The 20,736-nt window shown below is 54.6% G+C and carries 18 protein-coding genes; 14 read left to right on the top strand and 4 right to left on the bottom strand.

Annotated elements, in window-relative coordinates; all coding sequences use genetic code 11:
- Positions 1–13: 13 nt before the first annotated feature.
- From atpA to IAE30_RS22870, 12 genes are all read left to right on the top strand, one after another.
- Complete coding sequence (gene atpA, locus IAE30_RS22925; RefSeq protein WP_038643973.1) at positions 14–1,555, top strand: F0F1 ATP synthase subunit alpha; 1,542 nt, start codon at positions 14–16, stop codon at positions 1,553–1,555.
- 52 nt (positions 1,556–1,607) lie between these two features.
- The gene (atpG, locus tag IAE30_RS22920) at positions 1,608–2,474 is read left to right on the top strand and encodes a F0F1 ATP synthase subunit gamma (RefSeq protein ID WP_038643972.1); all 867 of its coding nucleotides are present in this window, start codon (positions 1,608–1,610) and stop codon (positions 2,472–2,474) included.
- Between the two features lie 63 nt (positions 2,475–2,537).
- Positions 2,538–3,935, top strand: a complete 1,398-nt coding sequence (atpD, locus tag IAE30_RS22915) for a F0F1 ATP synthase subunit beta (protein WP_034830039.1) — start codon at positions 2,538–2,540, stop codon at positions 3,933–3,935.
- A 24-nt stretch (positions 3,936–3,959) separates the two neighbouring features.
- The gene (locus IAE30_RS22910; RefSeq protein WP_034830038.1) at positions 3,960–4,379 is read left to right on the top strand and encodes a F0F1 ATP synthase subunit epsilon; all 420 of its coding nucleotides are present in this window, start codon (positions 3,960–3,962) and stop codon (positions 4,377–4,379) included.
- Positions 4,380–4,646: 267 nt separating this feature from the next.
- Positions 4,647–6,023, top strand: coding sequence for a bifunctional UDP-N-acetylglucosamine diphosphorylase/glucosamine-1-phosphate N-acetyltransferase GlmU (glmU, locus tag IAE30_RS22905; RefSeq protein WP_200681073.1), 1,377 nt, complete (start codon positions 4,647–4,649; stop codon positions 6,021–6,023).
- Between the two features lie 235 nt (positions 6,024–6,258).
- Positions 6,259–8,088: a glutamine--fructose-6-phosphate transaminase (isomerizing) gene (gene glmS, locus IAE30_RS22900; RefSeq protein WP_200681072.1), complete on the top strand. Its 1,830-nt coding sequence runs from the start codon at positions 6,259–6,261 to the stop codon at positions 8,086–8,088.
- A 178-nt stretch (positions 8,089–8,266) separates the two neighbouring features.
- A complete protein-coding gene (gene pstS / locus IAE30_RS22895) occupies positions 8,267–9,310 on the top strand; it encodes a phosphate ABC transporter substrate-binding protein PstS (protein ID WP_045815086.1) in 1,044 nt (347 codons plus the stop codon).
- Between the two features lie 90 nt (positions 9,311–9,400).
- Positions 9,401–10,363, top strand: coding sequence for a phosphate ABC transporter permease PstC (pstC, locus tag IAE30_RS22890; protein WP_038643966.1), 963 nt, complete (start codon positions 9,401–9,403; stop codon positions 10,361–10,363).
- Positions 10,360–11,247: a phosphate ABC transporter permease PstA gene (pstA, locus tag IAE30_RS22885; RefSeq protein WP_038643964.1), complete on the top strand. Its 888-nt coding sequence runs from the start codon at positions 10,360–10,362 to the stop codon at positions 11,245–11,247. The genes pstC and pstA overlap by 4 nt, the downstream gene beginning before the upstream one ends.
- A 44-nt stretch (positions 11,248–11,291) precedes the next feature.
- The gene (gene pstB, locus IAE30_RS22880) at positions 11,292–12,065 is read left to right on the top strand and encodes a phosphate ABC transporter ATP-binding protein PstB (protein WP_034830029.1); all 774 of its coding nucleotides are present in this window, start codon (positions 11,292–11,294) and stop codon (positions 12,063–12,065) included.
- Between the two features lie 14 nt (positions 12,066–12,079).
- The gene (gene phoU, locus IAE30_RS22875) at positions 12,080–12,814 is read left to right on the top strand and encodes a phosphate signaling complex protein PhoU (protein ID WP_038643963.1); all 735 of its coding nucleotides are present in this window, start codon (positions 12,080–12,082) and stop codon (positions 12,812–12,814) included.
- Positions 12,815–12,933: 119 nt separating this feature from the next.
- Positions 12,934–14,172: an MFS transporter gene (locus tag IAE30_RS22870; protein WP_038643961.1), complete on the top strand. Its 1,239-nt coding sequence runs from the start codon at positions 12,934–12,936 to the stop codon at positions 14,170–14,172.
- A 234-nt stretch (positions 14,173–14,406) separates the two neighbouring features.
- Here the strand turns inward: IAE30_RS22870 and yieH are convergent, their stop codons facing one another.
- Positions 14,407–15,066: a 6-phosphogluconate phosphatase gene (gene yieH, locus IAE30_RS22865; protein WP_200681071.1), complete on the bottom strand. Its 660-nt coding sequence runs from the start codon at positions 15,064–15,066 to the stop codon at positions 14,407–14,409.
- 150 nt (positions 15,067–15,216) lie between these two features.
- On the opposite strand from yieH, the gene IAE30_RS22860 reads away from it, so the two are divergent.
- On the top strand, positions 15,217–16,530 hold the full coding sequence (locus IAE30_RS22860; RefSeq protein WP_038643959.1) for an NCS2 family permease: 1,314 nt from the start codon (positions 15,217–15,219) through the stop codon (positions 16,528–16,530).
- 31 nt (positions 16,531–16,561) lie between these two features.
- Here IAE30_RS22860 and IAE30_RS22855 read toward each other — a convergent pair whose 3' ends face one another.
- Positions 16,562–17,311 (bottom strand): 4'-phosphopantetheinyl transferase superfamily protein, encoded by a 750-nt coding sequence (locus IAE30_RS22855; RefSeq protein WP_045815082.1) that lies wholly within the window; start codon positions 17,309–17,311, stop codon positions 16,562–16,564.
- A gap of 291 nt (positions 17,312–17,602) precedes the next feature.
- On the opposite strand from IAE30_RS22855, the gene IAE30_RS22850 reads away from it, so the two are divergent.
- Positions 17,603–18,112 carry a flavin reductase family protein gene (locus tag IAE30_RS22850; protein ID WP_034830017.1) on the top strand — a complete coding sequence of 170 codons (510 nt, stop codon included), beginning with the start codon at positions 17,603–17,605 and terminating at the stop codon, positions 18,110–18,112.
- A 43-nt stretch (positions 18,113–18,155) separates the two neighbouring features.
- Here the strand turns inward: IAE30_RS22850 and IAE30_RS22845 are convergent, their stop codons facing one another.
- Positions 18,156–18,746 carry a malonic semialdehyde reductase gene (locus IAE30_RS22845; protein WP_038643955.1) on the bottom strand — a complete coding sequence of 197 codons (591 nt, stop codon included), beginning with the start codon at positions 18,744–18,746 and terminating at the stop codon, positions 18,156–18,158.
- Positions 18,747–19,103: 357 nt separating this feature from the next.
- Positions 19,104–20,468, bottom strand: a complete 1,365-nt coding sequence (gene mnmE, locus IAE30_RS22840; RefSeq protein ID WP_038643954.1) for a tRNA uridine-5-carboxymethylaminomethyl(34) synthesis GTPase MnmE — start codon at positions 20,466–20,468, stop codon at positions 19,104–19,106.
- Positions 20,469–20,736: the final 268 nt, after the last annotated feature.

Below are 20,736 nucleotides of genomic sequence, written 5' to 3'. Positions count from 1 at the left end.
GGGACTGGAGCATATGCAACTGAATTCCACCGAAATCAGCGAACTGATCAAGCAGCGCATTGCTCAGTTCAATGTGGTGAGCGAAGCTCACAACGAAGGTACTATTGTTTCTGTAAGTGACGGTATCATCCGCGTACACGGCCTGGCCGATGTGATGCAGGGTGAGATGATTGCCCTGCCGGGCAACCGTTACGCTATCGCACTGAACCTCGAGCGTGACTCGGTTGGTGCAGTAGTGATGGGCCCGTACGCTGACCTCGCCGAAGGCATGAAGGTTAAATGTACTGGCCGTATTCTTGAAGTTCCAGTTGGCCGTGGCCTGCTGGGCCGTGTGGTGAACACCCTGGGTGCACCGATCGATGGTAAAGGCGCAATCGAAAACGACGGCTTCTCGCCTGTTGAAGTGATTGCACCGGGCGTTATCGACCGTCAGTCAGTAGACCAGCCTGTTCAGACCGGTTACAAATCTGTCGATGCAATGATTCCAATCGGCCGTGGCCAGCGTGAGCTGATCATCGGTGACCGTCAGACCGGTAAAACCGCAATGGCAATCGACGCCATCATCAACCAGCGCGATTCAGGCATCAAGTGTGTCTACGTTGCGATTGGCCAGAAAGCGTCAACCATTTCTAACGTGGTACGTAAGCTGGAAGAACACGGCGCGTTGGCTAACACCATCGTGGTTGTGGCTTCTGCTTCTGAGTCTGCAGCACTGCAGTATCTGTCACCTTACGCCGGTTGTGCGATGGGTGAGTACTTCCGTGACCGCGGTGAAGACGCGCTGATCGTATACGATGACCTGTCTAAGCAGGCTGTTGCTTACCGTCAGATTTCACTGCTGCTGCGCCGTCCACCAGGTCGTGAAGCATTCCCAGGCGACGTGTTCTATCTCCACTCTCGTCTGCTGGAGCGTGCATCACGCGTTAGCGCTGACTACGTTGAGCGCTTCACCAACGGTGAAGTGAAAGGCCAGACCGGTTCTCTGACCGCGCTGCCAATCATCGAAACTCAGGCGGGTGACGTTTCTGCGTTCGTTCCGACCAACGTAATCTCGATTACTGATGGTCAGATCTTCCTGGAATCAAACCTGTTCAACTCCGGTATTCGTCCAGCCGTTAACCCGGGTATCTCTGTATCCCGTGTTGGTGGTGCTGCACAGACCAAGATCATCAAGAAACTGTCCGGTGGTATCCGTACCGCGCTGGCACAGTATCGTGAACTGGCTGCGTTCTCTCAGTTCGCATCTGATCTGGATGATGCAACCCGTAAACAGCTGAGCCACGGTCAGAAAGTGACCGAGCTGCTGAAACAGAAACAGTATGCGCCGATGTCTGTCGCGCAACAGGGTCTGGTGCTGTTTGCTGCTGAGCGCGGCTTCCTGAACGACGTTGAACTGGCGAAAATCGGTAGCTTCGAAGCCGCCCTGCTGGCGTTCGCGGATCGCGACCACGCTGAGCTGATGGCTGAAATCAACCAAGCGGGCAACTTTAACAACGACATCGAAGCGAAGCTGAAAGGCCTGCTCGAAACGTTTAAAGCAACCCAGTCCTGGTAATGTCTGGCGGCTTGTCTGAAAAGGCAGGCCGCAAGGCTTTGAGGAGAAGCTAATGGCCGGTGCAAAAGAAATACGTACCAAGATTGGAAGCGTAAAAAATACGCAGAAGATCACCAAAGCGATGGAAATGGTCGCCGCCTCCAAAATGCGTAAAACGCAGGAACGCATGGCGGCCAGCCGTCCGTATGCAGATACCATGCGCAAAGTGATTGGTCACCTTGCTCTCGGTAATCTGGAATACAAGCACCCTTACCTGGATGAGCGTGACGTTAAGCGCGTCGGCTACCTGGTCGTTTCGACTGACCGCGGGCTTTGTGGTGGTTTGAACATTAACCTGTTCAAAAAATTGCTGGCAGATATGAAGAGCTGGGCTGATAAAGGTGTGCAGAGCGATCTGGCCATTATCGGTTCTAAAGGCAATTCATTCTTCGGCTCTGTCGGTGGCAACATCGTGGCACAGGTCACTGGTATGGGCGACAAGCCTGCACTGTCTGATCTTATCGGCCCAGTAAAAGTGATGTTGCAGGCTTATGATGAAGGCCGCATCGACAAGCTGTATATCGTCGGCAACAAGTTTAATAACACCATGTCTCAGACTCCGACCATTACCCAACTGCTGCCGTTACCGCCAGCGGAAGGTGAAGAAGAGATGAAGGCGAAGACCTGGGATTACCTGTACGAACCCGATCCGAAAGCGCTGCTGGATACCCTGCTGCGCCGTTATGTCGAATCGCAGGTTTATCAGGGTGTGGTGGAAAACCTGGCCAGTGAGCAGGCTGCACGTATGGTGGCAATGAAAGCTGCAACCGATAACGGCGGAAACCTGATCAAAGAGCTGCAGTTGGTTTACAACAAAGCTCGTCAGGCCAGCATCACCCAGGAACTTACCGAGATCGTCTCGGGAGCCTCCGCGGTTTAACCAGGCATATATCCTGTCGCGCGAGCGCGGCCGGATATTCTCGTATTAGGTAGAGGATTCAAGATGGCAGCTGGAAAGATTGTCCAGATTATCGGCGCCGTAGTTGACGTCGAATTCCCTCAGGACGCGGTACCGCAGGTATATAGCGCGCTTGAGGTTCAAAATGGTGACGCTCGTCTGGTGCTGGAAGTTCAGCAGCAGCTGGGTGGTGGCGTGGTTCGTACCATCGCCATGGGTACTTCTGACGGCCTGAAGCGCGGTCTGCAAGTTACCGACCTGAAAAAACCGATCCAGGTACCGGTTGGTAAAGCAACCCTCGGCCGTATCATGAACGTATTGGGCGAACCAATCGACATGAAAGGCGACCTGCAGAATGACGACGGCACCACCGTAGAGGTTTCCTCTATTCACCGTGCTGCGCCTTCTTATGAAGATCAGTCTAACTCGCAAGAGCTGCTGGAAACCGGCATCAAGGTTATCGACCTGATGTGTCCGTTCGCTAAGGGCGGTAAAGTCGGTCTGTTCGGTGGTGCGGGTGTAGGTAAAACCGTAAACATGATGGAGCTGATCCGTAACATCGCGGCTGAGCACTCAGGTTACTCGGTATTTGCTGGTGTGGGTGAGCGTACTCGTGAGGGTAACGACTTCTACCACGAAATGACTGACTCCAACGTTATCGATAAAGTAGCGCTGGTGTATGGCCAGATGAACGAGCCGCCGGGTAACCGTCTGCGCGTAGCACTGACCGGTCTGACCATGGCGGAGAAATTCCGTGATGAAGGCCGTGACGTTCTGCTGTTCATCGACAACATCTACCGTTACACCCTGGCCGGTACTGAAGTATCAGCACTGCTGGGTCGTATGCCATCTGCGGTAGGCTACCAGCCAACGCTGGCAGAAGAGATGGGTGTGTTGCAGGAGCGTATTACCTCCACCAAGACCGGTTCAATCACCTCTGTACAGGCCGTTTACGTTCCTGCGGATGACTTGACTGACCCGTCACCAGCAACCACCTTTGCTCACCTGGACTCAACCGTTACGCTGAGCCGTCAGATCGCCTCTCTGGGTATCTACCCAGCCGTTGACCCGCTGGATTCAACCAGCCGTCAGCTGGATCCACTGATCGTGGGTCAGGAGCACTACGACGTTGCGCGTGGCGTGCAGTCTCTGCTGCAGCGTTACCAGGAACTGAAAGACATCATCGCCATCCTCGGTATGGACGAGCTGTCTGAAGAAGATAAACTGTTGGTGGCACGTGCGCGTAAGATTCAGCGCTTCCTGTCTCAGCCGTTCTTCGTTGCTGAAGTCTTCACCGGTTCTCCAGGTAAGTACGTGACCCTGAAAGACACTATTCGTGGCTTCAAAGGCATCATGGAAGGCGAATTCGACCACCTGCCAGAGCAGGCGTTCTACATGGTCGGCGCTATCGAAGAAGCTGTAGAAAAAGCGAAGAAACTGTAATAACGGTTTCCCAGGAGGAATAGTATGGCTATGACTTATCATCTGGACGTTGTCAGCGCGGAGCAACAAATGTTCTCCGGTCTGGTTGAGCGCATCCAGGTGTCAGGTAGCGAAGGTGAGCTGGGTATTTACCCTGGCCACGCCCCGCTGCTGACAGCCATCAAGCCTGGTATGATTCGCATCGTGAAACAGCACGGCGAAGAGGAGTATATCTACCTCTCTGGCGGCGTGCTGGAAGTACAGCCGGGCAGCACGACCGTTCTGGCCGACACCGCGATTCGCGGTGAAGACCTCGACGAAGCGCGCGCGCTGGAAGCGAAACGTAAAGCAGAAGAGCACATGAACAGCAGCCACGGTGACGTGGACTATGCTCAGGCCTCTGCGGAACTGGCGAAAGCTATCGCGAAACTGCGTGTAATCGAGCTGACCAAGAAAGCGATGTAATCAGGCTTTATGCGTCACGAAATGCCAGCCCATTGGGTTGGCATTTTTTTTGCGCGCGATAAATCGCCCCGCTTTGGGTGAGTGCGATGTTGTCGTGCTCAGCCGACCGATTGCATCGGCAAAATGCATCGTGTGATGTCCAGGCCGGAACTGGTTTTATCCCCGATCATCCTTTCATCTTTATCCGCTAATTTCGCCCCGAGAAAAATGTAGTAATCTCAGGGGTAAACCTTACACTTTCGAAAGTTAAATTGAGTCTGGATAGTTATGTCTACAAGCGCGATGAGTGTGGTGATCCTGGCCGCTGGCAAAGGCACCCGAATGTATTCCGATCTGCCGAAAGTTCTGCATACCCTGGCAGGCAGACCGATGGTTCAGCATGTGATCGATGCCGCGACCGGCCTTGGTGCCCAGCAAGTGCATCTGGTCTATGGCCACGGCGGTGATCTGCTTAAAGAGAAGCTGGCACATAACACCCTTAACTGGGTATTGCAGGCTGAACAGCTGGGAACGGGTCATGCAATGCAGCAGGCGGCACCTTTCTTTGCTGATGACGAAGATATTTTGATGCTGTACGGTGACGTACCGCTGATCTCCCAACCGACATTGCAACGCCTGCGTGATGCCAAACCTGAAGGCGGCATCGGTTTGCTGACGGTGGTGCTGGATAATCCAACCGGTTATGGCCGCATTGTGCGTGAGAATGGCACGGTGACAGGCATTGTTGAGCAGAAAGATGCCTCAGCCGAACAGCTGAAAATCCCTGAGATCAACACTGGCATTCTGGTTGCTAACGGTGGGGACTTAAAACGCTGGCTAGCACAGCTGAATAACAACAATGCGCAGGGTGAATTCTATATCACTGACATCATTGCCATGGCGCATCATGAAGGCCGCGTGATCAATGCGGTGCACCCGGCTCGTATCAGTGAAACCGATGGCGTGAACAATCGTTTGCAGCTGGCCACGCTTGAGCGCGCATATCAGAGCGAGCGGGCAGAACAACTGCTGCTGGCGGGCGTCATGCTGCGCGATCCTGCTCGTTTTGACCTGCGCGGAACGCTGCAACATGGACGTGACGTCGAAATCGATACCAACGTTATCATCGAAGGCACGGTGACATTGGGCAACCGCGTCAGGATAGGCGCTGGGTGCATCATCAAAAACAGCGTGATTGGCGATGATTGCGAAATCAGCCCTTATTCAGTCATCGAAGATGCCTCTTTAGCCGCTGCCTGCACCGTAGGTCCGTTCGCGCGTCTGCGCCCTGGCAGCGAGTTGGCGGAAGAGGCACACGTTGGCAATTTCGTTGAGATGAAAAAGGCCACCCTGGGCAAAGGCTCTAAAGCTGGCCACCTCTCTTATCTCGGTGACGCCGAAATTGGCGCGGGTGTGAATATCGGTGCAGGCACCATTACCTGTAACTACGATGGCGCGAATAAATCGAAGACCATTATCGGCGACGATGTGTTTGTCGGCTCCGATACCCAGCTGGTGGCTCCGGTCACCGTCGCGGCTGGCGCGACCATCGCAGCAGGTACTACGGTAATGAAAGATGTCACCGCAGCCGATTTGGTCTACAACCGTAAAGAACAGAATCAGAAGTCTGGCTGGCAGCGTCCGGTTAAGAAAAATAAATTTTAAGGGTCGGCAAAGATCGGCCCGTGAAAAAAACTACCCGAAATCATTCGAGTTTCAGAAAGGTGGTAAGCGCGAATCCTCAGTCACTGACTTCAGTCAGTGACTGAGGTGAATGCGCCTGGCCAACGCACCTGAAATTTGAAGTATGAAGGGTAGATCCCCCACTCTCTACAAGGCTCGGGGAAATCAGGTCAGAAGACAACGCAATGGCCGAAAGCCATGAAGTCAGGAAACTATTATGTGTGGAATTGTTGGTGCAGTAGCGCAGCGTGATATCGCAGAAATTCTGCTGGAAGGTCTGCGTCGTCTTGAGTATCGCGGTTATGACTCTGCGGGTCTGGCCGTTGTCGATCGCCAGGGGCATATGACGCGTCTGCGTCGTCTTGGCAAAGTGGCTAATCTGGCCGAAGCCGCAGAGCAGCAACCGCTGATTGGTGGTACAGGTATTGCTCATACGCGTTGGGCAACCCACGGTGAGCCATCAGAAGCCAATGCGCATCCGCATGTCTCTGAGCACATTATCATTGTGCATAACGGTATCATTGAGAATCATGAGCCATTGCGTGCGCAGATGATCGAACGCGGTTACCAGTTTGCCTCCGAAACCGACACCGAAGTGGTGGCGCATCTGGTGCACTGGGAGCAGAAGCTGGGCGGCACATTGCGCGAAGTGGTACTGCGCGTGATCCCGCAACTGCGCGGTGCTTATGGCATGGTGATCATGGACAGCCGCGATCCCTCCGTGCTGGTGGCTGCGCGTTCCGGTAGCCCGCTGGTAATTGGCCGTGGCGTGGGTGAAAACTTTATTGCTTCTGACCAACTGGCGCTGCTGCCGGTGACCCGCCGCTTTATGTACCTGGAAGAGGGCGATATTGCTGAGATTACGCGCCGTGAAGTCACCATCATCGATCGTGATGGCAAGCCAGCCAAGCGCGCAGAAATCGAATCCACCGCGCAGTACGATGCCGGTGATAAAGGTGCCTATCGTCACTACATGCAGAAAGAGATCTACGAGCAGCCAAACGCGATTAAAAACACCATTACCGGTCGTTTTAATCATGGGCAAATCGATCTCAGCGAACTGGGTGCCAATGCCGAAGCTTTGCTGAGCAAGGTTGAGCACATCCAGATTATCGCCTGCGGTACCTCGTATAACTCCGGGATGGTGTCGCGCTACTGGTTTGAGTCGCTGGCCAACATTCCTTGCGATGTGGAAATCGCCTCCGAATTCCGCTATCGCAAATCCGCTGTGCGTAAAAACAGCCTGCTAATCACCCTGTCGCAATCGGGTGAAACCGCCGATACGCTGGCCGCACTGCGTCTGTCAAAAGAACTGGGTTATCTTGGATCGCTGGCCATTTGTAACGTTGCCGGCTCTTCGCTGGTGCGTGAATCCGATCTGGCGCTGATGACCAAAGCCGGCACCGAAATTGGTGTGGCCTCGACCAAAGCCTTCACCACCCAATTGGCGGTGTTGCTGATGCTGGTGGCGAAACTGGGTCGTCTGCATGGTATGAAGCCGGAAACCGAGCACGAGATCGTGCATGCGCTGCAGGCCTTACCGAGTCGTATTGAGCAGATGCTGGCACAAGACAAAGTGATTGAAAGCCTGGCGGAAGGTTTCTCGGATAAGCATCATGCGTTGTTCCTGGGCCGTGGCGATCAGTATCCGATCGCGATGGAAGGCGCGCTGAAGCTGAAAGAGATCTCCTACATCCACGCAGAAGCCTACGCCGCCGGAGAGCTGAAACACGGCCCGCTGGCGCTGATTGATGCCGATATGCCAGTGATTGTCGTTGCGCCGAATAACGAGCTGCTGGAGAAGCTGAAATCGAACATTGAAGAGGTGCGCGCGCGCGGCGGTTTGCTGTATGTGTTTGCCGATCAGGATGCGGGTTTCAGCGACAGCGAGGGCATGAAAATCATCTCACTGCCACACGTTGAAGAAGTGATTGCACCGATCTTCTACACCGTGCCGTTGCAGCTGCTTTCGTATCACGTTGCGCTGATTAAAGGGACAGATGTTGACCAGCCGCGTAACCTGGCAAAATCGGTTACCGTTGAATAATCAGTAAAAAGGGCGGGCCTGCAAGGGGCCCGCTTGTATTTTAATCGGTGTCATATAACTGTCATATTTCGTACATTTCACTGTCATCAAACTGTCCTATTTTCCCTCCAGCAGCAATCACTGACTCCTACTAAAAAAGGCATTGAGCCTGATTTTTTTTAAATCCCCTGGAGGGAACATGACACTGATGCGTACATCCGTAGCCCGAATCCTCGCCGCCACCTTCGCAGTAAGCGCGGTATCTGCTTTTGCAGCCACCGACCTGACTGGCGCTGGCGGTACATTCCCGGCACCGGTTTATGCCAAGTGGGCAGCAGAATACCAGCAAGCTACCGGTAGCAAAATCAACTATCAGGGTATTGGTTCTTCAGGCGGCGTTAAGCAGATCATCGCTAAAACCGTTGATTTCGGTGCGTCAGATGCGCCGATGGCTGATGCCGATTTGGAAAAAAATGGTCTGTTCCAGTTCCCTACCGTTATCGGTGGCGTGGTGCTGGCCGTTAACATCCCAGGCGTGAAATCAGGTGAATTGACTCTCGACGGCAAAACCGTTGGCGACATCTACCTGGGCAACATCAAAAAGTGGAATGACCCGGCGATCACTAAACTGAACCCCGGCGTGAAACTGCCAGACACCAACATCAACGTGGTTCGCCGTGCTGATGGTTCAGGTACTTCTTTCGTGTTCACCAGCTACCTGTCTAAAGTCAACGCAGACTGGAACAGCAAAATTGGTAAAGGTAACACCGTTAACTGGCCAACCGGTCTGGGTGGTAAAGGTAACGACGGCGTAGCTGCATTCGTACAGCGTCTGCCGGGTTCAATTGGCTACGTTGAATATGCGTACGCTAAGCAGAACAACCTGACCTACACCAAACTGGTTGATGCTGACGGTAAATCTGTTGCACCAAGCGAAGCCAGCTTTGCTAACGCAGCCAAAGGCGCAAACTGGAGCGAGTCTTTCGCTCAAGACCTGACCTTCCAGAAAGGCAACGATGCATGGCCGATCACCTCAACCACTTTCATCCTGATCTACAAAGACCAGGCGAATGCTGAGAAAGGTGCTGAAGTGCTGAAGTTCTTCGACTGGGCTTACAAAGGCGGCAGCAAAACTGCAACCTCACTGGATTACGCCGCGCTGCCAGAAAGCGTTGCTAACCAGATTCGTACTGCCTGGAAAGCGAACATCAAAGACAGCTCAGGCAAAGCGATTTACAAGTAAGTGAATGACCCGGTCAGTCTCCCCTGACTGACCAACCCGATGGGCGGCATGGTATGCCGCCCTGAACTTCCTCTGAGAACCGAGAAACTTATGGCTGCCACTAAGCCGACGTTCAAAGCCCCAGGTAAACAAGGTGACATGATTTTCGGCGCGCTGGTGAAACTTTCCGCGCTTATCGTGTTGTTGTTGATGGGTGGCATTATCGTCTCCCTGATTTTCTCCTCCTGGCCAAGCATCCAAAAATTTGGTTTTTCCTTCTTATGGACCAAAACCTGGGATGCGCCAAACGAACAATTTGGTGCGCTGGTACCGATTTACGGCACCCTCGTCACCTCCATCATTGCCTTGATCATCGCTGTGCCGGTGAGCTTTGGCATTGCGCTGTTCCTGACGGAACTGGCGCCAAACTGGTTGCGTCGCCCGCTGGGTACCGCGATTGAGCTGCTGGCCGCGATCCCGAGTATCGTTTACGGCATGTGGGGCCTATTCATCTTCGCCCCGCTGTTCGCTGAGTACTTCCAGACGCCGGTCGGCAACGTGATGTCGAACATTCCGATTGTGGGCACCCTGTTCTCAGGCCCGGCATTCGGTATCGGTATTCTGGCGGCAGGTGTCATTCTCGCCATCATGATCATCCCGTACATTGCTTCGGTGATGCGTGATGTGTTTGAGCAGACGCCAGTAATGATGAAAGAGTCCGCTTACGGCATTGGTTGCACCACGTGGGAAGTGATCTGGCGCATCGTGCTGCCATTCACCAAAAACGGCGTAATCGGTGGCGTGATGCTCGGTCTGGGTCGTGCTTTGGGTGAAACCATGGCGGTGACCTTTATCATCGGTAACACCTACCAGCTCGATAGCGCCTCGCTGTTTATGCCGGGCAACAGCATCACCTCTGCGCTGGCGAACGAATTCGCTGAAGCCGAGTCGGGTGTGCACGTGGCCGCGCTGATGGAACTGGGTCTGATCCTGTTCGTGATTACCTTTATCGTGCTGGCGATCTCTAAACTGATGATCCTGCGTCTGGCGAAGAGTGAAGGAGCCCGTTCATGACAGCTATTGAAATGCAGGCTCGCGCTGAGCTGGAAGCCTCGCGCCGCAAAATGCAGGCGTGGCGCAGTACCAAAAACAAAATCGCTTTGACCTTGTCGATGCTGACCATGGCCTTTGGCCTGTTCTGGCTGGTGTGGATTCTGTTCACTACCGTCACCAAAGGCATCGATGGCCTGAGCTGGTCACTGTTCACCGAATCAACCCCGCCACCGAACACCGCAGGCGGTGGTTTAGCTAACGCCCTGGCGGGCAGTGGATTACTGATTCTGTGGTCAACGGTGATCGGTACGCCACTGGGCATCATGGCCGGTATTTATCTTGCCGAATATGGCCGTAAGCATTGGCTGGCGGAAGTGATTCGCTTCATCAATGACATCCTGTTGTCAGCACCGTCGATTGTGGTGGGCCTGTTTGTCTACACCATCGTGGTGGCACAGATGCAGCACTTCTCTGGCTGGGCGGGTGTGGTGGCGCTGGCCCTGTTGCAGATTCCTATCGTGATTCGTACCTCGGAAAACATGCTGCGTCTGGTACCAGACAGCATGCGTGAAGCGGCTTATGCACTGGGTACGCCGAAGTGGAAGATGATTTCTGCCATCACGTTGAAAGCCTCGGTATCCGGGATTATCACCGGTGTGCTGCTGGCCGTGGCACGCATCGCGGGCGAAACCGCACCGCTGCTGTTTACTGCGCTGTCGAACCAGTTCTGGAGCACCGACATGATGCAGCCGATCGCCAACCTGCCGGTGACGATTTTCAAATTCGCCATGAGCCCGTTTGCCGAGTGGCAAAGCCTGGCATGGGCGGGTGTGTTGATCATTACCCTGTGCGTGCTGCTGCTGAACATTGTCGCGCGAGTGGTTTTCGCCAAGGGCAAACATTAATTTCCCGGCGCGGCTTCGGCGGCGCTGCACATGAGAGATGAGCAATGAGTATGGCAACGACTTCTGCCGGTAAAATTCAGGTTCGCAATCTGAACTTCTATTACGGAAAGTTTCACGCTCTGAAGAACATTAACCTGGATATCGCGAAGAACCAGGTCACCGCCTTCATCGGACCATCAGGCTGTGGTAAATCCACCCTGCTGCGCACCTTCAACAAAATGTACTCGCTCTACCCTGAGCAGCGTGCTGAAGGTGACATTCTGCTGGATGGCGACAATATTCTGGCTTCCCATCAGGATATCGCCCTGCTGCGCGCACGCGTGGGCATGGTGTTCCAGAAGCCAACGCCGTTCCCGATGTCGATTTATGACAACATCGCGTTTGGCGTACGTCTGTTTGAAAAGCTGTCACGTGCCGATATGGACGAGCGTGTGCAGTGGGCGCTGACCAAAGCCGCGCTGTGGAATGAAACCAAAGACAAGCTGCATCAGAGCGGTTACAGTCTCTCCGGCGGTCAGCAGCAGCGTCTGTGCATCGCACGCGGCATCGCGATTCGCCCGGAAGTGCTGTTGCTGGATGAGCCATGCTCAGCCCTCGACCCGATCTCTACCGGTCGTATTGAAGAGCTGATCACCGAGCTGAAGCAGGATTACACCGTGGTGATCGTGACGCACAACATGCAGCAGGCCGCGCGTTGTTCTGACCATACCGCTTTCATGTATCTGGGCGAGCTGATCGAATTCAGCGACACCGATACACTGTTTACCAAGCCCGCGCAGAAGCAGACCGAAGATTACATCACCGGTCGTTACGGCTGATTCAGGAGACGCACATGGACAATTTGAATCTGAACAAACACATCTCCGGTCAGTTCAACGCGGAGCTGGAACATATTCGCACTCAGGTGATGATCATGGGTGGCATGGTGGAGCAGCAGCTTACCGATGCCATTACCGCGATGCACAACCAGGATGGCGAGCTGGCACGTCGCGTGATCGACGGTGACCAGAAGGTCAACATGATGGAAGTGGAGATTGATGAAGCCTGCGTGCGCATCATCGCCAAACGTCAGCCTACCGCCAGCGACTTGCGCCTGGTGATGGCAATCATCAAGACCATCTCTGAGCTGGAACGTATCGGTGACGTCGCTGAGAAAATCAGCCGCACGGCGCTGGAGAAGTTCAGCCAGCAGCACCTGCCGCTGCTGGTGAGCCTGGAGTCTCTGGGTCGCCACACCGTGCAGATGCTGCACGACGTGCTGGATGCCTTCGCGCGTATGGATCTGAATGAAGCCATTAAGATCTATCGTGAAGATAAGAAGGTCGACAAAGAGTACGAAGGCATTGTGCGTCAGCTGATGACCTACATGATGGAAGATCCACGCACCATCCCAAGTGTACTGACGGCGCTGTTCTGTGCCCGCGCTATCGAGCGTATCGGTGACCGTTGCCAGAACATCTGCGAAATTATCTTCTATTTCGTTAAAGGTCAGGATTTCCGTCACGTTGGCGGCGACAAGCTGGATGAACTGCTGTCAGGTGATGACGGCAGCAATAAACCCTCTTAATTGCCGTTTCGGCTGCCTGTTGCCACTGTGGCAAACAGGCAGCCATCTTCATTTCTGATTGGTCTCCGCGATTCCCTCTCTTTATACTTGGCGCACTTTTTTCTGCCAGGTGCTGTTAAATGTCTTCCCCAATAACGAAAAAAAACGCCGTGACGCCGGCAAAAGCGATGGTTGCTGCCATTAGTGGCTATGCGATGGACGGCTTCGATCTGTTAATTCTGGGCTTTATGTTACCGGCAATCAGCGTCTCGCTGGCGCTCGATCCCTCTCAGGCCGGTTCGCTGGTCACCTGGACGCTGATCGGCGCGGTGATTGGCGGTATTGTGTTTGGCCATCTCAGCGATCGTTATGGTCGTATCCGTATTCTCACCGTGACCATTCTGATGTTCTCCATCTTTACCGGGCTGTGCGCGGTGGCGCAGGGGTACAGGGATTTGCTGGCCTACCGCACGCTGGCAGGCGTAGGGCTGGGCGGTGAATTTGGTATTGGCATGGCGCTGATTGCGGAAGCCTGGCCGAAAGAGAAGCGTAATCGCGCCTCGGCATGGGTCGGCATCGGCTGGCAGCTCGGTGTACTGCTGGCCGCCTTTATTACGCCGCCATTGCTGAGCGTGATTGGCTGGCGCGGCATGTTCCTGGTGGGCTTACTGCCTGCGCTGGTGTCGTTTGTGATTCGCCGCAGTATGGGCGAGCCGGAAGGCTTTACGCGTCACGTGGAAAAAACACCGCAGCTGTCGTTCGCCGCACGTATCAAACTGCTGTTTGCCGATCGCGCCACCAGCAAAGCGAGTTTGGGCATCTTTATTCTCTGCTCGGTGCAGAATTTCGGTTATTACGGTCTGATGATCTGGATGCCAAGTTACCTCTCATCCAGCTTTGGTTTTAGCCTGACCAAATCCGGCTTGTGGACAGCGGTGACCGTGGTGGGCATGACCTTTGGTATCTGGCTGTTTGGTGTGCTGGCCGATCGCTTTGCCCGCTGGAAAATCTTCTTGCTGTACCAATTTGGCGCGGTGGCGATGGTGGTGGTGTATGCGCAGTTGCGCGATCCTACCGTTATGCTGTTTACCGGCGCGATCATGGGGATGTTTGTGAATGGCATGATTGGCGGTTACGGCGCGCTGATCTCCGACACCTTCCCACCGCAGGCGCGCGCTACCGCGCAGAATGTGTTGTTCAACCTTGGGCGTGGCGTAGGTGGCTTTGGTCCACTGGTGATTGGCCTGCTGGCGGCGCAAATCTCGTTTACCGCGGCGATCACGCTGCTGGCGCTGATTTACCTGCTGGATATCGTGGCGACGTTGTTCCTGCTGCCGAAGAAGCAGAGTAACGAGGATTCGCTGGGCGCGATTGGCTAAGGCGTTTAGGTTACCTGGTGCGCATAAATGCGCACCCGATTAGATCTTACCTGCGAACTGTTCAAAATCGCATACCGGCCTCTGTAGGGGCAGCACCAGGTTCCACCGGGCACACAGGGAACAGATCAGACCGACCACAGAGGTAACACTTTTGTGGTCAGTCGATTTGAATCATGCATTGCCCGGACATCCTGCGCCGGTTTCTGCAGGGGCGACATTCATGCCGCCCTGGGTTTACACCAAATCCCAACCCCTTGCGCGCCACAGCGCTGGCAATTGCGCCATATCGTCAAAGCGCGTCACCAGCGGATGATCCAACTCCGGATTGTGCGCATCAGCGCAGTAGTAAAATACCGGAATGCCCGCCGCGATCCCCGCACGCGCACCAGCCTCTGAATCGTCCACCAGAATGCACTTCTCAATCGGCACCTGCATTTGCTCCGCCGCGTGATACATCAACTCGGGATCGGGCTTCCAGTGATTAATGTCATAACCGCTGTACAGCCGACCTTCGAGGTATGGCAGCATGCCGGTTAAACCCAGCGAGTGCTGCATCTTCTTCACTGTCCCGTTCGAGACCACGCACATCGGCACTTTCACGCTTTCCACCAGCGCTTTGGCACCGGTAATCGGCTTCAGGTCGAGGTCAAACAGGCGGGCGACATCAGCGCGATAGGCGGTTTCGAATTCTTCGATGGGAACGTCGATTTGATGCTTCGCCAGTACATCCCGCACGATGTCATAGAGCTTAACCCCTTTGTACTGCTCAAACATCTGCTGCAAAGAGAGCTCAATACCGTATTGGGCAAAGGTGTTGACGTAAGATTGCGTACAGATCACTTCACTGTCGACCAGCGTACCGTCGCAATCGAAAAACACACATTCAACTGACATCGCACATCATCCTTTTATTAAACAACCAGCTGACACTCTAGCGCACTCAGCGCAGAAAGCGACTCCGGCAACCGTTTGCGAATAATCAGTGTTTTGCCCGGCTAAAATCTATAGGATACGCGGCGATAAATTTTTTTCCGGGACAGTTGAATGAACAATCAGGGCTTGTTGCAGCGCATCTTTAAGCTGCAGGAACACGGCACAACCGCGCGCACCGAAGTGATCGCCGGTTTCACGACTTTCCTGACGATGGTGTACATCGTCTTTGTAAACCCGCAAATTTTGGGCGCGGCAGGCATGGATACCCAGGCGGTGTTTGTCACCACCTGTTTGATAGCGGCCTTTGGCAGCATCCTGATGGGGCTGGTGGCGAACTTGCCGGTGGCACTGGCACCGGCGATGGGGCTGAACGCTTTCTTCGCGTTTGTGGTGGTTGGCGCCATGGGTTACTCATGGCAGGTTGGCATGGGGGCGATCTTCTGGGGGGCGCTCGGTCTGCTGATCCTCACGCTGCTGCGCGTACGTTACTGGATGATTGCCAACATCCCAATGAGCCTGCGCGTCGGCATCACCGCCGGTATCGGCCTGTTTATCGCTATGATGGGGCTGAAAAACGCCGGTATCATCGTGCCGAATGCCGACACCATTGTGACGGTCGGGAATCTGACCTCGCATAGCGTACTGCTGGGGGCGCTGGGCTTCTTCATTATCGCGATTCTGGCCTCACGCAATATCCACGCGGCGGTGCTGGTATCAATTGTGGTCACTACGGCGATTGGCTTAGCCATTGGCGATGTGAAATTCAGCGGTGTATTTGCCGCGCCGCCGGCAGTGACATCGGTGGTGGGTCAGGTCGATATTAAAGGGGCGTTCAACATCGGTATGGCGGGAGTGATCTTCTCCTTTATGCTGGTCAACCTGTTCGACTCTTCCGGCACGCTGATCGGTGTCACCGATAAGGCCGGACTGACCGATGAAAAGGGCACTTTCCCGCGCATGAAGCAGGCGCTGTATGTCGATAGCATCAGCTCGGTGACCGGTTCGCTAATCGGCACTTCTTCGGTGACGGCGTATATCGAAAGCTCTTCAGGTGTGGCGATTGGTGGCCGCACCGGTTTGATGGCGGTGATCACCGGCATTCTGTTCCTGCTGGTGATGTTCCTGTCGCCGCTGGCTGCGATGGTGCCGGCCTATGCGGCAGCTGGAGCGCTGATTTACGTTGGCGTATTGATGACGGCATCACTGTCACGCGTGCGCTGGGACGATCTTACCGAAGCGGTCCCGGCGTTTGTCACGGCGGCGATGATGCCTTTCAGCTTCTCGATCACCGAAGGTATCGCGCTGGGCTTCATCTCGTACTGTGTGATGAAGCTTGGCACAGGACGCTGGCGTGAAATCAGCCCGTGCGTGGTGATTGTTGCCCTGTTGTTTGTGCTAAAAATCGCGTTTATCGACGCGCACTAAAAATAACAGGCCGCGATTGCGGCCTGTTTTGTTAGAGATGTCCGATTTCTTGCGGTGTGGGAGTGAGGCTGGTCAGACGCAGCGAGCGCGGGCCAATATTCGGTTTGCTCATTTCAACGTCGCGCAATGGCTGCCATTGCTGCTGTGCATCAATCTCCCACAGGCATAAGCGCTCAGTGCCCGGAGAGAGCGCGCACGACCACACCAGCATCGGCTCAGCATCACATACCGCCTGAATATCCGGAAACACGCTGGAGCGCAGACGGCCGGCAGCAGGGTGCAACTGCAGCGAACCGGCACCGTTCTCACTTTCACCCGTTAATTTGAGGATGCTCTGGCGCAGCGTCCAGATTTGCGTCACCGCTTCCATGAAATCCTGCTGCGCGTTGATCCACGCCTTTTCACCGGATGAGAGATCCTGCGTGAGCGTGTCCTGCGTCTGACGGCTGTGGGCGCGGACAATCTCCATATCCAATCCCGCCCGCCCGCCTTCTTCCGCCAGCAGCACACCAACCATATTACCGGCGTAAGCAATACTAAAGTCAGGGAGGTTTGGATCGGCAAAGCAAGGACGTCCGCTGCTGGTGGTCACAAGCGGCGGGAGTTCACGAATGCCATAAACACGCAGCATGAGCTGAGCCAGCAATTCGCGTGCGGCAAGAAAACGGCTACGGCGCTTGTCAGGGAAGCGCTCGGCGCTGTTAATCACATCCTGTGGAACCCGCAACTGCTCTGAAGAGAGCGGCGAGTTACCCATCCAACGTACAAAATGACTAGCCATCTGTCGCTCCGTGAAAATGGTCAGATAATCATCAGGGCTATTGTAGGAATTTTCTCAGAGGTTTGCATCCGGCATAACATGGAATGACCAAAAATCAGATAAGACCGAAGCGGCGGCTAATCCCATCCGATGAATTTGCATATAACGCTTTTGCTGATTTTGCGCGGATAGGGTGCCGTAAAGTCTGAGGTAGTGTAGGATTTGGGCAACCAAAAGCACATCGAAGTGCGTGAACAATCCACCTCAAGATAATCGTGCCCATCGCAGCAGCATGCACGTCGGAGTTTTTTTATGTCAGTAACTTCACTTACTCGCCAGGAATCAATCTCACTTGATGAATTTCGTCATGGTATGCGCCGCCTGACCGCAGGCGTTTCTTTAGTGACCACCGAGTTTCAGGGCGAAAAGCTGGGTCTGATTGCGACCTCCGTTAGCTCACTGGCTGCCGAGCCGCCAAGCCTGCTGGTGTGTGTTAACCGTAGTGCATCCAGCCACGACGCATTTGTGAATGCTGGCCATTTCGCTGTGAACGTCTTGCGTGAACAGCATGACGATTTATGCGCGCAGTTCAGTCAGTCTGCACGTCGCGCAGAACGCTTCCAGAGCGGTGAGTGGCAAACGCTGAACACCGGTGCACCGGTGCTGGCTGATGCATTGGTGAGTTTTGACTGCCAGCTGGAGAAAGTGGTGGAGTGGAATACGCACAGCGTGCTGCTGGCGCGCATCGTTGGCATTTCACTGCCAGGTGAAGCGGCGGAGCCGATGGTGTACTTCAATAGCGGTTTTCACTCGCTGGGTTAATGTGAGTGACAGGCGTCGCGCAATGCCCGACGCCTGGAATCAATCAGGCAAATTTGCTGGCTTCATCAAAGCCAAGGCGCGGTAAACGCGCATGCAGTTTGCTGGCTTCACCGTAGCCAAGGTTAATCAGTAAATTCACCTGCCATTTGCTTTCGCTAAAGAAGGCTTCATTGACTTTTGATGGGTCAAAACCGGACATCGGGCCGGCATCCAGCCCCAGCGAACGGGCCGCCAGAATTAAATATCCTGCCTGCAGGCTGCTATTGCGGAAGGCCGTCTCTTTCGCCAGATCCGGGCTGCTGGTGAACCAGCTGCGTGCATCACCGTGCGGGAAGAGTTTGGGCAGCGCTTCATAGAACTCAGGATCCCACGCCACGATCACCGTTGCCGGTGCTGCCATGGTTTTGTCCACGTTGCCGGAGGAGAGTGCAGGTTTCAGCTTCTCTTTGCCTTCCTGCGAAGTGACAAACACGAACCGTCCCGGTGAACAGTTGGCTGAAGTCGGGCCGAGCGCGGTCAGGCTATAGAGTTGCTGCAGCACATCATGAGAAATCGGTTTGTCCTGCCAGTAGCTGTGGGTGCGAGCGTCATTGAACAGCGCGTTCAGCGCCACGCTGTCGAGCGGTGTACTCATGTTTCTCTCCTGTTCAGGCAGCAACTTGCGCCTAATGTTTAGCATGAATCGTGGGTGAGGCCGGTACGCTTTAGCACGGGCCAGCGATCGTTATACTGCAAAGGAGAGGGGGTGCCAAATAACAAAGATGCATGTTTTACATCTGTTAGGCTATGGGGTTAAGCGAGCAGAGCGTGCTTTGAGTCCATCAAGAATAGTCGTTTGAATTTCTGTCGGAAAATCGTCAGGCAATTGAGACGTCACGCGCGCAATAACCTCATCTAGGCTTTATAGCAGATAAAATCAGTCTTACCCGCTATAACAGGTAAGGTTGTTTTTACCTGCTATAGCGTGCGAAGAGAAAAAATGTAGATGGGTTTATTTACCAATACAGAAGCTGGAGAAAATCCTGCCGAGCAGATCGTCGGAGGTGAACTCACCGGTGATCTCGCTAAGTGCCTGCTGCGCCAGACGCAGCTCTTCCGCCAGCAGTTCACCCGCCCATGCACCCAGCAGCTGGTCTTTACCCTGCTGTAAGTGAGTGGCTGCTAACTCCAATGCCTGCAGATGGCGTCGGCGTGCCAGGAAGCCACCTTCCATATTGCCAGAGAAGCCCATGCTCTGTTTCAGATGATCGCGCAGTGCATCCACGCCTTCCCCCGTCCGCGCAGAGAGGCGAATCAGTGAGTGGTCATTCACTTCTGTCAGACCCAGCACTTCGCCGGTCATATCGGCTTTGTTACGCACCACGGTAATCGGCAGTTGTGCCGGTAAACGTGCGACAAAATCAGGCCAGATTGCGGCCGCTTCTGTGGCGTCGGTGGTGGTGCCATCCACCATAAACAGCACGCGATCGGCTTGCTCGATTTCCTGCCAGGCGCGTTCAATTCCAATGCGCTCCACTTCATCACTGGCTTCACGCAGCCCCGCAGTATCGATGATGTGCAGCGGCATGCCGTCGATATGAATATGCTCACGCAGAACGTCACGCGTGGTGCCAGCGATATCGGTGACAATCGCGGCTTCACGACCGGCAAGGGCATTCAGCAAGCTGGATTTACCGGCATTAGGACGACCAGCAATCACCACTTTCATTCCTTCACGCAGCAAACTGCCCTGACGCGCTTCGGCGCGCACGTTATCAAGATCGCCGATCACCGCATTTAGCTGACCTTCGATTTTGCCGTCAGACAGAAAATCGATCTCCTCATCCGGGAAGTCGATAGCGGCTTCCACGTAGATGCGCAGGTGAGTGAGTGCTTCCACGAGTGTATTGATACGCAGGGAAAATGCGCCTTGCAGTGAGTTCACGGCGGAACGCGCGGCCTGCTCTGAACTGGCGTCTATCAGGTCGGCGATCGCTTCCGCCTGCGCCAGATCGAGTTTGTCGTTAAGGAACGCACGTTCGGAGAATTCACCCGGTTGAGCGATGCGTACACCCGAGAGCGCCACGATGCGTTTCAGCAGCAGATCCAGAATTACCGGGCCGCCGTGACCCTGCAGCTCCAGTACATCTTCGCCAGTGAAAGAGTTGGGGCCAGGAAACCACAGCGCAATCCCCTGATCCAGCACGCTGCCATCCGCATCGTTGAACGGCAAGTAGTCGGCATAGCGCGGTTTCGGCAATTTACCGAGCACGGCTTGCGCGACGTCAGCGGCTTTGGCGCCGGAAATACGCAGAATGCCGACGCCGCCACGGCCGGGAGGCGTCGCCTGGGCAACGATGGTATCGCTGTGGCTCATGATTCTCTCTCTTACCCGTCATACTTCAAGCCGCAGCGGCGTTGGCTGCGCTCATTCACCTCAGTCACTGACTTGAGTAAGCTCCTGAGGATTCTTTCGCTTGCCACGGGATTGGGCCATTGGCCTCACCCTGCGGGCCAGCGCAAGCGCTGTTCAAAAGCGCCTCACGACGCTTTTGTGCTGCAGCTCGAATTATTTAGGGTACAAATTTTGAAAAAAAACAGGGCGACATAAATGCCGCCCCTTGAGTATACGCTGCTGCTGTTGC

Origin of the sequence: Pantoea sp. S61, from assembly GCF_016625145.1 — a bacterium.
Classification (GTDB): Bacteria; Pseudomonadota; Gammaproteobacteria; order Enterobacterales; family Enterobacteriaceae; genus Pantoea; species Pantoea rwandensis_B.
Note: the sequence above shows the minus strand (reverse complement) of the source record. Positions and strands in the feature narration are given on the sequence as shown.

Coding starts and splice junctions, on each gene's coding strand:
- glmU (WP_200681073.1), top strand. CDS start 4,647: ATGTCTACAAGCGCGATGAGTGTGGTGATCCTGGCCGCTGGCAAAGGC.
- atpG (WP_038643972.1), top strand. CDS start 1,608: ATGGCCGGTGCAAAAGAAATACGTACCAAGATTGGAAGCGTAAAAAAT.
- mnmE (WP_038643954.1), bottom strand. CDS start 20,468: ATGAGCCACAGCGATACCATCGTTGCCCAGGCGACGCCTCCCGGCCGT.
- IAE30_RS22860 (WP_038643959.1), top strand. CDS start 15,217: ATGAACAATCAGGGCTTGTTGCAGCGCATCTTTAAGCTGCAGGAACAC.
- pstB (WP_034830029.1), top strand. CDS start 11,292: ATGAGTATGGCAACGACTTCTGCCGGTAAAATTCAGGTTCGCAATCTG.
- IAE30_RS22870 (WP_038643961.1), top strand. CDS start 12,934: ATGTCTTCCCCAATAACGAAAAAAAACGCCGTGACGCCGGCAAAAGCG.
- phoU (WP_038643963.1), top strand. CDS start 12,080: ATGGACAATTTGAATCTGAACAAACACATCTCCGGTCAGTTCAACGCG.
- glmS (WP_200681072.1), top strand. CDS start 6,259: ATGTGTGGAATTGTTGGTGCAGTAGCGCAGCGTGATATCGCAGAAATT.
- IAE30_RS22855 (WP_045815082.1), bottom strand. CDS start 17,311: ATGGCTAGTCATTTTGTACGTTGGATGGGTAACTCGCCGCTCTCTTCA.
- IAE30_RS22850 (WP_034830017.1), top strand. CDS start 17,603: ATGTCAGTAACTTCACTTACTCGCCAGGAATCAATCTCACTTGATGAA.
- pstA (WP_038643964.1), top strand. CDS start 10,360: ATGACAGCTATTGAAATGCAGGCTCGCGCTGAGCTGGAAGCCTCGCGC.
- pstS (WP_045815086.1), top strand. CDS start 8,267: ATGACACTGATGCGTACATCCGTAGCCCGAATCCTCGCCGCCACCTTC.
- IAE30_RS22845 (WP_038643955.1), bottom strand. CDS start 18,746: ATGAGTACACCGCTCGACAGCGTGGCGCTGAACGCGCTGTTCAATGAC.
- atpA (WP_038643973.1), top strand. CDS start 14: ATGCAACTGAATTCCACCGAAATCAGCGAACTGATCAAGCAGCGCATT.
- pstC (WP_038643966.1), top strand. CDS start 9,401: ATGGCTGCCACTAAGCCGACGTTCAAAGCCCCAGGTAAACAAGGTGAC.
- atpD (WP_034830039.1), top strand. CDS start 2,538: ATGGCAGCTGGAAAGATTGTCCAGATTATCGGCGCCGTAGTTGACGTC.
- yieH (WP_200681071.1), bottom strand. CDS start 15,066: ATGTCAGTTGAATGTGTGTTTTTCGATTGCGACGGTACGCTGGTCGAC.
- IAE30_RS22910 (WP_034830038.1), top strand. CDS start 3,960: ATGGCTATGACTTATCATCTGGACGTTGTCAGCGCGGAGCAACAAATG.